This window comes from Paenibacillus sp. 79R4, from assembly GCF_013393165.1.
In the GTDB taxonomy this organism is placed as follows: domain Bacteria; phylum Bacillota; class Bacilli; order Paenibacillales; family Paenibacillaceae; genus Fontibacillus.
This window is the reverse complement of the sequence record NZ_QJOT01000006.1, coordinates 191663-206796: the sequence shown is the minus strand read 5'-3', so window position 1 is coordinate 206796 and position 15134 is coordinate 191663. Positions and strand designations below refer to the sequence as shown.

The window sequence follows — 15134 nt, the reverse complement described above, 5'->3', positions numbered from 1 at the left end:
CGCTTAATACACCCCTTCCTCGCCGAATCTTTTGGCCAACCAGTTGGAACTGATGACTAACACAAATCCAACCAGCGATTTGAAAAGCCCCACAGCGGTGCTGAAGCTGAACTGCCCTTGCGTAATCCCCGCCGTATATACATAAGTATCAAATACTTCTCCCACCTCGCGGTTAATCGGATTCAGCATCAGGAAGATCTGCTCGAAGCCCGTATCCAGGAAGCTGCCCAGCCGAAGGATAAAAAGAATGACAATCGTGGAGCGTATAGCTGGCAGCGTCACATTCCACAGTTGTCGCAGCCGGCCTGCACCGTCCATCTTTGCCGCTTCATATAGCTGAGGATCGACCCCTGCCAGCGCAGCGAGGAATATAATCGTTCCCCAGCCCGTCTCCTTCCAAATAACTTCCAAGGTAATCATCGGCCTGAACCAGCCCGCACTGGCGAGGAAATTGATCTTCTCCCCTCCCATCGCCATGATGGCTTCATTCACTAATCCGCCGTCAATGGTAAAGAAGGTATAAGCGATGCCGACGACCACGACCCATGAGACAAAATGCGGGATGTAGATCACGGTCTGTATAGCCCGTTTTAATTTGTCCCGGCGCACTTCATTAATCATAAGAGAGAGCAGAATCGGTGCCGGAAAGAAAAATAAAATATTGTATCCCGCCAACACCAGGGTATTCCGTAAAAGCATCCAGAACGCGGGGTCATGGAACAGCCGCTCGTAGTGCTTCATGCCCACCCAGTTACTGCCGAAAAAACCCAAGAAAGGCTGGTAATCCTTAAAAGCTAACAGAAGTCCCCACATCGGGAGGTATTTGAATAATAGAAAATAAAGCACCCCGGGAGCCAGCATCCCGTATAGCCATTTGTTTCTCCGTATCTGTCCCCAGAAGTAGGTTCGTTTTCTGATCGGGGCAGATATTTCAATCGCAAGATTTGCTTTGCTTTGATTCATCTTCGACTCCACCTTCGTGTTATTTGTGCGGTACCCTCAAGATAAGCGCCCCGGCAAGCCGGCGTCTATAATCAAGGGATAATCACCAGGAAAGGTGTTTGCCGCTGTGTGGAATATAATCAGAATCACGTATGGAATAATCATGGGAATGCCTCCGCCGAACCCCTCTTTTGCCTCTCTTTTGCCCCCCCTTCGTAACCTCACAATAAAAAAAACCCGACGACGGGCTGGCAGCCTATCGCGGGAGTCTTCGACTGGAGCGTTCATATTTTCGAATTGCCATGCAATTTCCGGTATTGTCCGGGCGTCATATTCTCCATCTTGCGAAAGAAGCGAATAAAGTTCTGAGGATTGGTATAGGTTAGCCGATCCGCAATATCCCCGATCTTCATATCCGTTTCGATCAGCCATTGCTTCGCCATGTGCAAGCGATAGTTCTGCAGGTACTCGCTGAAGCTGATCCCTTTTTCCCGGCTGAACAGCGGGCCTAAATGGTTGGGATGATAATTCAATTGCTTGGCGCAAGCTTCAAGCGTAAGCTCAGTATCGAAGTTCTGATGGATCATATTCGTGAGCTGGTCCGATAATTTCTTGGCATGAGACTTGCTCTGCTGCTCCAATCTGCATATGATCGGAGCGATAACGGTATCGTTAAACCAAAGGCGGATTTCCTCCCGGGATTTTAGATCAAGCAATCTGTCAAAAAGCTGCTTTTCCTGTTCGGGCGGAAACTCTGCGGCGGAATCCTGCTTCGTATCCGCTGCTGCTGTCTCGGATTGTCCCAGCTCCGTCAGCATCGTGTACAGCCTGACCAATGCCATCCGGTATTGGCGCCAGTCGGCTTGCTCTGCGAAGATTAAGCTAATGCAGTGTTCCAGCAGTTCTTCGGCTCTTGTTCGCTCCGCGAGCTTAACGGCGTCGTAAAGCTCTTTTGCTGCACGGTGCGGGAACACACTGGACACCAGGTCGTTAGGCTGGACGTCATCGATAAACAGCACCGATTCTGTGCCAAACCGAATCTTATAGCGAAGCGCCTCCAGTGCTTGCTCGGCAGACTCAGAAATTTCGGCGAACCGTTTTTGGGGGCGGCTGATGCCGATGCTAATATGCAGCTTCAAGTATTGCAGCACGGTTGTCTGAATCAGCTCCGCTACGGTAAATAACCGGCTCTTGTACTCCACATCTGTCGATCCGGTACCTCCGATCACGGTAATTTGGGATTGCTCCAGCAGCACAGGCTCCAGCCTTTCCTCGGGAGGGATCAGCTCGCCGACGATATTGGCGATGGCGAAGAGCAGCAGATCACGGTCGTTTTCGCTGTATTGGGACTTCTCCAGCGCATCGATCTGAATGGCAAGTGCGGCATGCCAGCTCCAATCGATGGGGTAGCCATATTCTTTCAGTCTGGCTGATAGCTGAGATTCTTTCTGTTCGCCGCGGATTAGCTTCATAACGAAAAACTGCTTCAGCTCCCGCACTTGCCCTGTCAGCTGTGCCAAGAGGCGGGATTCCGTCTGCAGCATGGATTGCAGACGATAGCCAATCATCGCAAACTCATCGGTGCGGGCTTCATCTGGCGGATCCCCAAACCTGTTGGCTATCGTTGCGACCAGCTTCCCAATCGGCCGATAGTACTTCCGGGAACCAAGCCATGCCAGACCGCCGGTGATCAGAACCATGAGCAGGCATACAAACAGAGTAACCCAGCCTATAGAGCGGGAATCTCGGGTAATATCCTTAATGGAAATAGCGGAGACATAAGTCCAGCCATTATAACTTGACTTGCGAATGATCACGCTGGTGTTGTCTCCATCCAGCTCAACGTTAAATTGCCCTTCTGTTTCACTTTGCCTTTGCATCTTGGCCACGAGCTGCTCCAAGCCGGATTGCTGTAGCTTCTGATCACTCCGGGACAATAGCTGGTAAGCTTGATCCATAACCATAATGCTGCCAAGCTGATTGTCGGCTGTCAGAAGGTTGGCCAACTGCGATTCAGCGATGGTCACGATAGCCAAGCCATCGGCTTTCAGCGAATTCAGCGGGATTTTTTTCACAAGGCTAATGCTTGGCGAACTCTCGTTCTTGTCCGTTACCCAAACGGAAAATGAAGGCAGCTTCTCGTACCCTAGAAGATCATCCAGATTCGACACATCGTCGAATGTAAAAATATTGTTGTTGTCGACGCCCCATTGCCCCCTCAAATTGAGCACCGTCATATTGTTTATGGTTAGCTCGAAGGTTTGGCTGCGCACCATGTTCTGGTACATTTCACTATAAACCTGATAATGCTCTGCTGAATATGGGAGCGACATGGCATTTACCACAAGAGGCGAGCTAATATACTGCGTAACCGAATGATCGATCGTCTTGAGAGTTTGCTCCACGCGAAGTTGAGTCTGCTGAAGCGCCGCCATGCTGCTCTGGTTCACCTTGTCCTGAACGATTGAGGAAGCTTTGTAATATGATATAATTCCAACTATAATCACTGGAATAGAGCCAATCAGCAGACTATACATTAAGAGACGGGTGTAATAATTGCCGGAACGAATTTTCATAGCATCTCCCTTGTAAGCGATTTCATTTATGTTTCTCCTATTATAGAGATGAGATGGAAAGAAGTCTATAATCAGGGCATAATCATTAGAACGGGTGTCGCCGCTTGAATCCTCGATTTCCTCCCTTGTGATCTACTTCCTAGTTCCAAACGGATATCCGGCAATATGAAGCAGAAAGGAGAAGAACCTTATGAATGATTTTCGCAACCCGCCTGGACAATACGATCCCCATGTACACAAGCAGCGGCATGAAGAGAAGCAAAAAATGGGAGCCGGCAGCCTAAAGGAAGTATTATGGGACTTAGTCAGTTTACTTATTGCCTTGGGAATAATGGTATTGATTTTTTGCATGTTTAGATTTTTCTTTTAAGTGGACACGCCAATCATGTAAAATGCGATGATATGCTCCGTATCATCCGTCAAGTTGTTCCTGCTCCCCGGAAGCTTCCTCTCCCTTCCTCTGCTGACGAAGCATCAGCCGATAAGCCCCAGGTGTCATGCCCAGCTTGGCTGTAAACAATCGTACCATATAGTTGGGATCGCGGATTCCTACCTTTTCCGCGATCTCGGAAATGCCAAGCACCGTTCCTCCCAACAGTTTTTTGGCCTCCTCCAGGCGCAGGTGCAGTACATACTGCAGCGGGGTTTTGCCGATATGTCTCTTCATGCATCTCGTGATGTAATTGGCCTGGAAATGCAAGCTTGCTTCCAATTCTGCAAGCTGGAACGGCTGCCTCCAATGTTCGTTCAAATACGCTACGGCAGCCCTGGCCAGCCGCAAGGATGGCTCCGGTTCGAACGTCCGCACACACTCCGCCTGCAATGCCGCGAACAGCTCGGCCAGCAAGAGATGGAGCCGAAGTGCAGTTTCTACATTTAACCCATTGTGGATATCGTCCAACTCGCGCAGCAGCGGCTCTATGCTTTGTACATCGACGGCAGCGAATTTCGGCAAGTACACCCGCTGCTGCGAGGATGGCTCGACATCCTCGTTCGTGCCTTTGGACAGCAGGGTCGACCAAGGAATATCCTCCTGTCGGATATGTGCCGCCGGATGTCCATGGACGAAATGCACCCAATAAATCTCCGTATCCTCCGAGCAGGAGCGATGCCCGAAATGCGGCAGCCCCGCTTCCAGCACAAGCATCTTTCCTGCGCCAATTTCATATTCCGTCTCTTCTTCCGTCATATAGAGCGTTCCCCGCGTTACCAGAAGCAGGTCGTATACGCCAAAGATGCGGGCGAAATGCTGATCTCCCGGCTTCCATACGGCATGTCCTGCCATTAAAAATTGCGGCAGTGGCGGAATGGCAAATTCCAGACAATACACGTTGATTCTCTCCAATCTACAAGTCCGTTTTGTGCTATTCAAAGTTTCTATTATCACTGGTTGCGCCCCGGTAAAAGAGGTACATTGAACACAAGAAATCGTTCTAATCTACCGCTAAAGGGGCTGTTCACACATGCGTTTTCGCCAAGTTCATCTCGACTTTCATACTTCTGAGGCCATCCCGGGCATCGGAAGCCAGTTTTCCAGATCACAGTTCCAGAATATGCTGCGTATTGGTCATGTTGATTCGATTACTGTCTTTTCGAAATGCCATCACGGCTGGGCTTACCATCCCAGTGAAGCTAATACGATGCATCCGCATCTCTCATTCGACCTGCTCGGCGAAATGATTGACTCCGCTCATGAAATCGGCGTTAAAACCCCCGTCTATCTCTCCGCAGGCCTCGACGAAAAGCTGGCCAGACGCCATCCCGAATGGCTAATCCGTGATGCAGAGGATCGAACACGCTGGGTGAGAGATTTTATGACGCCAGGCTACCACGAATTTTGCTTTAATACCCCTTATCTGGACCTCCTGCTGGCTCAAATCCATGAGATCGTGTCCAACTATGATGCGGACGGCATCTTCCTCGACATCGTCGGGATTCGCGAATGCCGATGCCAGTATTGCGTGGCCGCGCTTCGGGAGGCCGGACAGGATCCGCGCGACGAAGCAGCCGTAGCCGCCTTGGGCGAACGAACTTACCTGAACTATACTCGGCGAGTGCGGGAAACTATCGATGCTGTCAAGCCCGGCCTTCCGGCCTTTCATAACAGCAGTCATCAACTGCGGGGCCGCCGTGATCTTGCTCGTGTCAACAGCCATCTGGAGCTTGAATCGCTGCCGACCGGGGGCTGGGGTTATGATCACTTTCCGCTTTCGGCGCGTTACGTCCAGTCGCTGGGCATGGACTATCTGGGCATGACGGGCAAGTTCCACACCTCCTGGGGCGAATTCGGCGGGTACAAGCATCCGAACGCGCTTCGCTTCGAGACGGCGCTTAGCCTCGCCCATGGCGCCAAATGCTCGATCGGCGACCAGCTTCAGCCTTCGGGACAGATGGATGAGGCAACCTATGCCCTGATCGGCGCCGCCTATGCAGAAGTAGAAGCAAAAGAGCCGTGGTGTCGTAACACTTCATCCGTGGCAGACATCGCCGTCTTGTCACTGGAAGCGGCTCGGGAAGCCTGCCCGGACACCCTGCAGCAGGACCAGCAAGCCAGCCTGGCTGATGCAGGCGCAGTGCGAATTCTGACCGAAGGTCATTATTTGTACGACATCGTGGATGTCGATGCGGATTTCAGCCGTTACAAAGTGTTGGTCCTCCCCGATGAGGTGCCGGTATGGCCGGAATTAAGGGATCTCATCAACCAATTTACAGCGAACGGCGGAAAAGTTCTGGCTACAGGGCGTTCCGGCCTAAATGCGGCCGGCGATACCTTTATGCTTGAACTGGGATTGAACTGGAAAGGTGCTAACCCGTACCAGCCATCCTATTTTCATCCGCAGTTCTCCCCGGGCCCCCTTCTGCCTGCTTCTTATGTGATGTACAGTGAAGGACAACTGGTGGAGCTCAACGGAGGCCGTTCGCTTGGCCGACGGGAGAATCCGTATTTCAACCGCGACGTCTTTACCTTCAGCTCGCATTTGCATACCCCAAGCGCCGGGGAGGATAACGGGCCCGGTATGATTGAAAGCCAAAGCGGCATCTATATCGCCTGGAATGTATTCGGCGACTATGCCGACAACGGCCACCTCGTCCTGAAGGAGACAGTATTGCACGCTCTTTCCCGGCTGCTGCCGCAGCCGTCTCTGCGCTGCGATTTGCCAGCCCGGGGTATCGCGACACTGCAATATCAAGCGGAGGAAAACCGCTATATCCATCACTTATTGTTTGCCGCCCCTGTGCTGAAGGGGCGTGTTGAAGTCATCGAGGACATCGTGCCGCTGCAGAAGGTTGCCGTCAGTTTGCGTCTGCCCGCTTCCGCTGCAATGAAGCGGGTCTATCTGGCCCCCTCTATGGAGGAACTTCCCTATAAGACCGGCGAGTATGGCGAAATCAAGTATACGGTTCCTTACTTAGAGAATCATCAGATGGTCGTATTGGAGCTGGTGTAAGCTCAAAGTAAACCACCCTGCCGGCCCTTTTCACAAGGCGGCTCGCAGCATATTATAAAAGGGGCATCTTAAAGGTAGATTTCCGGCCTGTAGATGCCCTTTTGCGTGGGCAACAATCTTGATATGCCCATATTTTCGAGCTGATCTATCGGACAATGATTGACCGTTAACTAGGTGCGATAACGTTGCTTTCCATGTTTAATTGGAAAATTGCTGTGCGAAGCTCTCGCGCATAACATGCCATACTGCTGTCAGGTTAGATCTGATAAAATTCGGATATAGTTACAAAGACATAAATCGATCTATGCTTACGTTGAAGGAGGATATACATTGGCGGAATTATTAAAAGAGATCTATAATGAAAAGTTTTTATTGGATTTTAGTAAAAAGGTGCAATCCGCTTATAGCGTTTTTGATGCTATGGCGTTTGTAACAGCGGTGATGGATGATATATGGGATACGCTTCCGCTTAAAGCCCGGACACGGCGGATTTCCGAGAAGCTAGGGCTGTATCTGCCCCATGACTATGCCGCCGCGCTGGAGATTTTGCATGCCATTGCAGACAGCTGCATTGGTTTTCCCTATCTTTTCTTTCCGGACTTTGTAGAAGTATATGGTCGGGAGGAACAGCACTGGGAGCTCTCAATGAACGCATTAGAGAACTTTACGCAAAAATCGTCCGCCGAATTTGCCGTTCGAACCTTTATCCTGGCTGACCCTGAACGGGTTATGCGCCGGATGTCTTCATGGGCTGAGCACGCCAATGAGCATGTAAGACGGCTTGCCAGCGAAGGCTGCCGTCCGCGTCTTCCCTGGGGACAAGCCCTTCCGATATTTAAGAAGGACCCCGCTCCGGTATTGTCCATCCTTGAACTGCTTAAGGCGGACCCTTCCCTATATGTACGCAAGAGCGTGGCTAATAACCTCAACGACATCTCCAAGGACAATCCCTCCCTGGTGCTTGAGACCGGACGCCGCTGGATCGGCTCGCACCCTGATACAGATTGGATCATACGGCATGGCTGCCGCACCTTGGTTCGCGGAGCGAATCCTGAAGCCATGAAGTTATTTGGCTATGCAAGCACTACAGAGGAAGCTCCGCTTGCCACGTCAGCTTCAATCTCTGTACAGCCGTTGTCTCTTAGGATTGGCGATAGCAGCGAAATACAATATAGCCTCGATGTCCGTGAAGGCGAATCCCTGCATATTCGGATCGAATACGGGATTTACTTCATTAAGGCAAACGGGAAACCGTCGCGCAAATTATTTCTGCTCTCCGATAAGACCCTATCCGGCGGTGTACATCTCACCGGGACAAGAAGCCATAGCTGGGCTAATTTGACCACACGATGCCATTATCCGGGTCCTCACAAGCTTGTGCTTCTCGTAAATGGGGTCGAGGTCGCCGAGACTTCCCTGACGCTTCGTTCGTAAAGACAAAAGCATCCCCACCCTGATCGGTGGGGATGCTTTAATGAGTCTCTACACTAGTATTATTCTAGCAATATCTCTATAAAAAATTCTCCGTCTTACAAACACGCCTCTAATTCTAACACGAAGAATAAGAGAGAAAAGCCCTGCAAAGACAATAACGCCTTCTATGCGCCTGCCTGACCTGAGCACTACGATTACACGCCGGCCAAAATGCCGTCTAGCAAAACGACGAATCTCAAACAGAGTCAATATAATCACCTCCAAATATGAAGATGATGCTATTTTATGTGGAGCCATTGATTCTGATTGTGTGCTTAACTTGGATAAGACAAGTTTCATAAATTGACCTACTATTTATTGCTGTAAAGATGAGCTTATAAGCTCACCCCACAACCTTTAAGCTAACAATATATCCCCCACCCTCTCCGCATCCCAATCTAAACCTTCAAGTATGCTTGAAGGTTTAGATTCAATTTCAGAGCAAATCATTTTTCTATGATTTCAATAATAAAACGCTTGCATAATGAACTATCCAGAGTATAATACTTGTATACAAGTATACTTATAACGAAGAGATTGGTGAAGCCTTGACCGATTTATCCGTATTTATTTATCCTGAAAGGAGCTTGCAAATGCTTCTGCCCATCTGTTCCTAGCCTGCAAACTTTAAATATGCATGAGTTCCCGCAGTAAAGAAAGCGGTGCCATTTTGTGAAAAAAGAACTGCCGATTTTCATTTTCCGTCAGGTACTCCATTCTCTATCTGTGAAATCTAATGGTGCTGCCTATGAAAATATGATTCGGGATAATTTAAAATCTGTAATGGAAAACCTTATCTGATTGGTAGAGGCGCAAATGGTTAACTAAAGGAGTAAAACAACATCATGAGCAACTACATGTTAGGTATAGATATTGGCACCACAAGCACCAAATCGGTCTTGTTCACCGTTCAAGGCGAAGTCGTTCAAACCGAAAATATAGGTTACCCCCTGTACCACCTGGGCGGATAATCGCAGTGAAGCATGGGCTCGGAAGATTAAAGAGGAACTGAACGGCCATGAAGTCTATAGACGTACAGGCACCCCGATCCACCCCATGTCCCCATTAAGCAAAATAACCTGGATCGTTCATGATCGGCCCGAAATCGCAACCAAAGTCAAAAAATATATAGGCATCAACCTGTCCAGAGTATTAACAGATGAATATACACGCATAACCGATTATTAGAGAAGTCTGATCCAGGACAACTCATCTAAACTAATCTAAAGCAGCAAGGGGATTTTACGATGCCATTAATTATTGTAGCCATTGGGATAGTCGCATTACTTATACTAATTATGTTCCTAAAATTAAACACCTTCGTATCGCTGATTATTGTATCTTTCGGGGTTTCATTAGCACTTGGCATTCCGCTGGATAACATAGTAACGACCATTGAGTCTGGATTAGGCGGAACCTTAGGCCACTTAGCACTTATCTTTGGTCTTGGCGCCATGTTGGGCAAGCTGCTCTCCGATTCCGGCGGCGCTCAGCGGATCGCTATGACCCTGGTGAACAAATTCGGTGAGAAGAACATCCAATGGGCCGTTGTAACAGCCTCATTCATTATTGGTATTGCCCTATTTTTTGAAGTAGGTCTGGTATTATTAATTCCGATTATCTTTGCCATATCCAGAGAATTGAAAGTTTCTATTCTCTATCTTGGCATTCCGATGGGCGCAGCGCTGTCTGTGACGCACGGATTTCTGCCGCCGCATCCAGGACCAACTGCAATTGCGGGTGAACTCGGAGCGAACCTTGGCCATGTATTGCTATACGGATTAATCGTAGCTGTTCCAACGGTGATCATTGCTGGCCCCTTATTTACGAAGCTGGCTAAACGTTTGGTGCCCGAAGCATTTACAAAAACAGGGGATATACGCTCCCTGGGCGAACAGAAAGTATTTAAACTCGAAGACACACCCGGGTTTGGAATTAGTGTTTTTACCGCTTTGCTGCCCGTTATTCTTATGTCTATCGGTACATTTATTACTCTGCTGCAAAAAACGATAGGGTTTCAGGAAAATGCTCTTGTCAAAGGCATCGGATTTATCGGGAACGCGGATGTATCCATGCTGATATCCTTATTAGTTGCGATCTATACGATGGGATTGGCAAGAAAGATTCCAATCAAGCAGGTCATGGAATCTTGCTCCACCGCAATCTCCAATATCGGGATGATGCTCTTGATCATCGGTGGAGGCGGAGTCTTCAAGCAAGTATTAATTGATGGAGGCGTTGGCGACTACGTAGCAGAGTTATTCCAGGGAACCTCATTGTCGCCAATCCTGCTGGCCTGGATCATCGCTTCCATCTTGCGTATTTCCTTGGGCTCTGCTACGGTCGCCGCTTTAACGACTACCGGTCTGGTCCTCCCCATGTTAGGACAAACCGACGTGAACCTGGCTCTAGTCGTGCTTGCAACCGGGGCCGGCAGTGTTATTGCCTCGCACGTAAATGATGCCGGCTTCTGGATGTTCAAGGAATACTTTGGCTTAAGCATGAAGGAGACCTTTGCCACCTGGACCCTGCTTGAGACGATTATATCCGTAGCTGGCTTAGGCGTTATCCTATTGTTAAGCCTGGTCATCTAATGGCGGCTATAATTTTCTTAACATCTGCAGATAACCCTGTAAGTCAGCCTCCAAGGCATGTATGCCGGGCTCTGATAGAGAATCTGCGTTCTCATGGAGGCTTCTTAGCTCGATTGTACTCCCCAGGCCCGTTGGAATCGGCATGCGAATTGCCCATTCCAGGGCCTCTTCTTCTGTTTGAACATCGATCACTACGAATTCGGCCACAAGTTCTTGATCTACTGGAAAAGGGCCCGCTTGGATCTTTGGCTGCCCTCCCTCCGGCGGATAACATATCCTGATGCCTCTGGAACTGGGGGTAAGCTCTTCGGCAGTCAGAAGCGCCCCGGCTTCAACCAAAGATCGCTTATATGCCTTCATGGCATCGACAAACTCCTGACTGTAATGAATCCCCGTCTCCGAGAATCCATTTGCTTTTACTATAAGCATAAATCGCATATGGGGGGTTCTCCCTTCGACCTCATGATCATCATGATCTATAGATTATTGATATGTCCCCGATTCACAATCAGCTGCCCGTTGAAGCAGCAGCTCGCGCTCACGGGCATTCCGCGTCATCGACGCCGCGCGTCCGAATTCTGACCGTGCTTCATCATACCTTCCCAGCTTTGCCAGCAAATCGGCACGAACGCTGGGGAGCAAGTGGTACCCTTTTAAGGCAGGCTCCTTGTTCAGCTCGTCAACGAGCTGCAGTCCGAAGGCCGGACCAAAGGCCATCGATATCGCGACCGCCCGGTTCAATTCGACGATCGGCGAGGGCGTTAACCGGGCAAGCGCTTCGTAAAGCGCCGCGATACGGATCCAATCCGTCTCAGCTGGGGAACGCGCCGCGGCATGGCAAGCAGATATGGCTGCTTGCAAAGCGTAAGGGCCGAGCGGCCTTCCTAGCCTACGGCTACGCTCTAACGCCGTTATGCCGCGGCGAATTAGCAGTTGATCCCACTTTGCGCGATTTTGATCCATAAGCAGGATCGGTTCTCCCTTCGCATTAATCCTGGTCTTTAGACGCGAAGCTTGAATCTCCATCAACGCTACCAGTCCGTGAACTTCCGGTTCATATGGCGCAATCTCAGCCAGTATCCTTCCCAGCCGGAGCGCTTCCTGACATAGCAAAGGCCGAATCCAATGCTCCCCGGAAGTCGCGGAATACCCCTCATTGAACATTAAATAAATAACTTCAAGTACCGCGGCCATACGCTGATCCAGTTCCTCCCCTTCAGGCACTTCAAAAGGGACCTTCTCGGCGCTAAGCGTTCTCTTCGCCCGAACTATCCGCTGAGCAACCGTAGACTCTGCTACCAGGAAAGAGCGGGCAATTTCATCGGTGGTCAGACCGCATAACAGACGAAGCGTCAGCGCTACCCGGGCATCCTGGGAGAGTACCGGATGGCATGTCATAAAGATCAGACGAAGGAGATCATCACTGATCTCGCCATCCAAAGCTTGATCCACCTCATCTTCTGTATATAAAGGAGCTGTGCGGCCAATCTCACCGTATTTCTGATCGCGCAGCTTGCTCCGGCGCATAAAATCAATGGCGCGACGCTTCGCGGTTGTCATCAGCCATCCGCCCGGATTGTCCGGAATGCCGGTCTCCGGCCAGCGTTCAAGGGCAATAAGCAGCGCGTCCTGGGCCAGATCTTCCGCGAGGGCCACATCCCTCACCATTCGTGTCAGCCCTGCAATAAGCTTCGCCGATTCCATCCGCCATATCGCATCAATGGTTCGATGTGTTTGGACTGAGCTCACGCGTTCTTCTGCTCCTCAACCTGCCTGCGAAGCGCGGCTTCTTTGGCCAGTGTATCGGGATTGTCCATCAATTCCTCGACTTCGAACACCTGCCTAAGCTCAATCTCCCCTTGTCCCAACCCATGTGGATCCGGCATGCGCAGCGCCCATTCGACCGCTTCTTCCCTCGATTTAACCTCGATCAGCGTATATCCGGCGATGAGCTCCTTGGACTCCGTAAACGGACCGTCCACCAATTTCGGTTTGCCCCCCGGCTCCGGGTAAGCAATCCGGATTGCGCTTGAGCTAGGCATTAGTCCGTCGGCGGCCAGCAGCACACCGGCCTTCACCAATTCTTCGTTATATTTCTGCATCGCATCAATAAGCTCTTGACTGGGCATAACCCCGGCCTCCGAATCGGTTGTTGCTTTTACAATCAACATAAATCTCATAAGTCGATCTCTCCTTAGTTAGATGGATTCACTTACAGTTGAAGAGCTTCCACAGGCAATTTTGCAGTGAAAGCTGAGACTCAGCCGCAAGCAAGCAGCGAATTGAGTACAGCTCATGGTCATGCGCCAATATACAAGCGCGCCTCGGCCAAACCTGAAATCATGAGCAGGGTGTGATTACGATTTAGTGCTAAAGAATGCTTCGAGCTCGGATGAAACCTGCTTGGTATTGAGCTTTTTCGTGTGACCGAGGCCTTTTTTGCTCAGCAATCTTGCATTCGGGAGTACATCCGCTAATGCTTGGGCCGCATGCCGCAGTGCCACCGGGCTCTCGGTACCTTCCATGACCAGCGTTGGCATCTTAACGGCATCCCACAATTTTGCAGGAAGAGCCTTGCCATCCATATATCCATCGAGCAGGGCCGCATCGTAAGGCAGAGTGTGAGCAAGCGATGTCAGATTAGACCATACGCCGGGCATGACCCGCATCATGCTAACAACCCATGAAGGCGCCCCCATTCCCCGGGTCATAAAATATTTGACCGTCTCGCCTCGCCGATTCGCAGACATCAGGGCGGATACTTGTCTGGCAAAGTCTTGCGGCGGCTTATGTCCGGCATTATCAACGACAAAGGGAGGTTCATGAAGGATTAGCTTCTGAATATTCGCCCCTCTCGCCGCAGCCTGCAGAGCTAAAATGGCTCCGGATGATAAGCCCCACACATAAGCGGAGCCCCCCGCTTCGTCAATCATCGCCTGCAGATCTTCAATCTCACGCTCAATCGAATAGGTTGATGCATCTCCGCTGTCGCCGCGCCCGCGGCGATCGTAATTGAAAACGGTAAAATTGGCTGATAACAGATTGGCCATTTGCACCTGTCCGGGAAATTTACGGTAGCTAAATGCTCCCCCTACAAATATTAGCGACGGTCCTTGACCAACACGATCATAAGCAATGGATGTGCCATCTTTTGAAATTACTGAATACATCGTACATTCTCCTTTTCATATCTATCTCTAATCTCTATTTCTCCGGCTCGTAGGTAGAAATTACAACCCCTGATTTCAATGTCTTAACCTCGATGAGACGCATTGACGCTCTCTCATTTCCTTCTCTGAACAATCGTTGCCCGTCGCCTAAGATCACCGGGTGAACCCAGAGTCGATATTCATCAATGAGCTGATGCTTCATCAGCGTCTGAGCAAGATCACCGCTGCCAACGACGAGCAAATCTCCGCTTAATTGCTGCTTGAGCTTGACGGCTTCTTCAGCCGCTTCACCAAGAAGGATTGAAGTATTCCACTCCGCCTGGCTTAAGCTTCTCGACATAACGAACTTCGCCATTTGGTTCATCCGCTCAGCCAGCCCTCGCATACCAGTCGCCAATGGCCAGGAGGCCGCGAAACCCTCGTATGTTTTGCGGCCGAGCAAAAGCGCTTCCACCGCATGGGCCTGTTCAACAATCCGTTCCAGGTGCTCCTCGCCTACATACGGCATCTGCCAGCCGCCATATTCGTATTCATTCGGATCGCCTGGCGCCTGCATAACGCCATCCAATGATACGAATTGCTGCATTATGATTTTTCCCATAACCTGATTCTCCGTCCTTCCTTGTCATAAGGTTGTTTTCCAAGCGTCGCGCGCATTCGGATGTTCTTCATCCGCGCCTCGCTGAACTCGCTGTTATATAGACAACGAACGACGATAGAGAGAATCGACATGGCATCAGAAAATTTTTCAATTATTTTTTTAGATTGCTTACACCTCTTCAGAAGCAGACAAACAGATCATCATTGCAACTAGTATAAAAACGAAAAGGTTAGCTTAGGACACGCGCAGAAATGAAAATTGAGGAGGTCCGTGCCGGCAAAAAGAACATGCCAAGAAGTCCGCATAAGCCTAACCAGCTCCTATACGGA

General features: G+C 50.1%; 12 protein-coding genes and 1 pseudogene. 5 read left to right on the top strand and 8 right to left on the bottom strand.

What is annotated here, in order from left to right:
• Positions 1–3 precede the first annotated feature (3 nt).
• Positions 4–963 carry an ABC transporter permease gene (locus DMN77_RS10600; RefSeq protein WP_179014847.1) on the bottom strand — a complete coding sequence of 320 codons (960 nt, stop codon included), beginning with the start codon at positions 961–963 and terminating at the stop codon, positions 4–6.
• A 263-nt stretch (positions 964–1226) separates the two neighbouring features.
• Positions 1227–3518, bottom strand: coding sequence for a helix-turn-helix domain-containing protein (locus tag DMN77_RS10595; RefSeq protein ID WP_179014845.1), 2292 nt, complete (start codon positions 3516–3518; stop codon positions 1227–1229).
• 190 nt (positions 3519–3708) lie between these two features.
• Between DMN77_RS10595 and DMN77_RS10590 the strand changes: the two genes are divergently transcribed.
• Entirely contained in the window at positions 3709–3888 is a 180-nt protein-coding gene (locus DMN77_RS10590; RefSeq protein WP_179014844.1) for a hypothetical protein, read from the top strand.
• Between the two features lie 42 nt (positions 3889–3930).
• Here the strand turns inward: DMN77_RS10590 and DMN77_RS10585 are convergent, their stop codons facing one another.
• Positions 3931–4848, bottom strand: coding sequence for an AraC family transcriptional regulator (locus DMN77_RS10585; RefSeq protein WP_068781286.1), 918 nt, complete (start codon positions 4846–4848; stop codon positions 3931–3933).
• Positions 4849–4981: 133 nt separating this feature from the next.
• Between DMN77_RS10585 and DMN77_RS10580 the strand changes: the two genes are divergently transcribed.
• The 4 genes and pseudogenes from DMN77_RS10580 to DMN77_RS10565 all read left to right on the top strand — a co-directional run bounded on the left by DMN77_RS10580 (position 4982) and on the right by DMN77_RS10565 (position 11034).
• Positions 4982–6967, top strand: coding sequence for an alpha-amylase family protein (locus DMN77_RS10580; protein WP_179014842.1), 1986 nt, complete (start codon positions 4982–4984; stop codon positions 6965–6967).
• Between the two features lie 330 nt (positions 6968–7297).
• Positions 7298–8401, top strand: coding sequence for a DNA alkylation repair protein (locus tag DMN77_RS10575; protein WP_179014840.1), 1104 nt, complete (start codon positions 7298–7300; stop codon positions 8399–8401).
• Between the two features lie 884 nt (positions 8402–9285).
• Positions 9286–9577: pseudogene (locus DMN77_RS10570) on the top strand (FGGY family carbohydrate kinase); the annotation flags it as partial.
• Between the two features lie 110 nt (positions 9578–9687).
• Positions 9688–11034 carry a GntP family permease gene (locus DMN77_RS10565; protein WP_179014838.1) on the top strand — a complete coding sequence of 449 codons (1347 nt, stop codon included), beginning with the start codon at positions 9688–9690 and terminating at the stop codon, positions 11032–11034.
• 6 nt (positions 11035–11040) lie between these two features.
• Here DMN77_RS10565 and DMN77_RS10560 read toward each other — a convergent pair whose 3' ends face one another.
• The 5 genes from DMN77_RS10560 to DMN77_RS10540 all read right to left on the bottom strand — a co-directional run bounded on the left by DMN77_RS10560 (position 11041) and on the right by DMN77_RS10540 (position 14805).
• A complete protein-coding gene (locus DMN77_RS10560; protein WP_068781290.1) occupies positions 11041–11472 on the bottom strand; it encodes a YciI family protein in 432 nt (143 codons plus the stop codon).
• A gap of 45 nt (positions 11473–11517) precedes the next feature.
• Positions 11518–12783: an RNA polymerase sigma factor gene (locus tag DMN77_RS10555; RefSeq protein ID WP_179014836.1), complete on the bottom strand. Its 1266-nt coding sequence runs from the start codon at positions 12781–12783 to the stop codon at positions 11518–11520.
• The gene (locus tag DMN77_RS10550) at positions 12780–13214 is read right to left on the bottom strand and encodes a YciI family protein (RefSeq protein WP_068781291.1); all 435 of its coding nucleotides are present in this window, start codon (positions 13212–13214) and stop codon (positions 12780–12782) included. Before DMN77_RS10550 ends, DMN77_RS10555 begins: the two co-directional genes overlap by 4 nt.
• 177 nt (positions 13215–13391) lie before the next feature.
• The gene (locus tag DMN77_RS10545; protein ID WP_068781292.1) at positions 13392–14204 is read right to left on the bottom strand and encodes an alpha/beta fold hydrolase; all 813 of its coding nucleotides are present in this window, start codon (positions 14202–14204) and stop codon (positions 13392–13394) included.
• Positions 14205–14238: 34 nt separating this feature from the next.
• Positions 14239–14805 (bottom strand): dihydrofolate reductase family protein, encoded by a 567-nt coding sequence (locus tag DMN77_RS10540; protein WP_068781293.1) that lies wholly within the window; start codon positions 14803–14805, stop codon positions 14239–14241.
• Between the last annotated feature and the right edge of the window lie 329 nt (positions 14806–15134).

Bases quoted from the DNA above. Each gene is read 5' to 3' on its own strand.
- DMN77_RS10600 (WP_179014847.1), bottom strand. From the start codon at position 963: ATGAATCAAAGCAAAGCAAATCTTGCGATTGAAATATCTGCCCCGATC.
- DMN77_RS10550 (WP_068781291.1), bottom strand. From the start codon at position 13,214: ATGAGATTTATGTTGATTGTAAAAGCAACAACCGATTCGGAGGCCGGG.
- DMN77_RS10595 (WP_179014845.1), bottom strand. From the start codon at position 3,518: ATGAAAATTCGTTCCGGCAATTATTACACCCGTCTCTTAATGTATAGT.
- DMN77_RS10540 (WP_068781293.1), bottom strand. From the start codon at position 14,805: ATGGGAAAAATCATAATGCAGCAATTCGTATCATTGGATGGCGTTATG.
- DMN77_RS10590 (WP_179014844.1), top strand. From the start codon at position 3,709: ATGAATGATTTTCGCAACCCGCCTGGACAATACGATCCCCATGTACAC.
- DMN77_RS10565 (WP_179014838.1), top strand. From the start codon at position 9,688: ATGCCATTAATTATTGTAGCCATTGGGATAGTCGCATTACTTATACTA.
- DMN77_RS10580 (WP_179014842.1), top strand. From the start codon at position 4,982: ATGCGTTTTCGCCAAGTTCATCTCGACTTTCATACTTCTGAGGCCATC.
- DMN77_RS10545 (WP_068781292.1), bottom strand. From the start codon at position 14,204: ATGTATTCAGTAATTTCAAAAGATGGCACATCCATTGCTTATGATCGT.
- DMN77_RS10560 (WP_068781290.1), bottom strand. From the start codon at position 11,472: ATGCGATTTATGCTTATAGTAAAAGCAAATGGATTCTCGGAGACGGGG.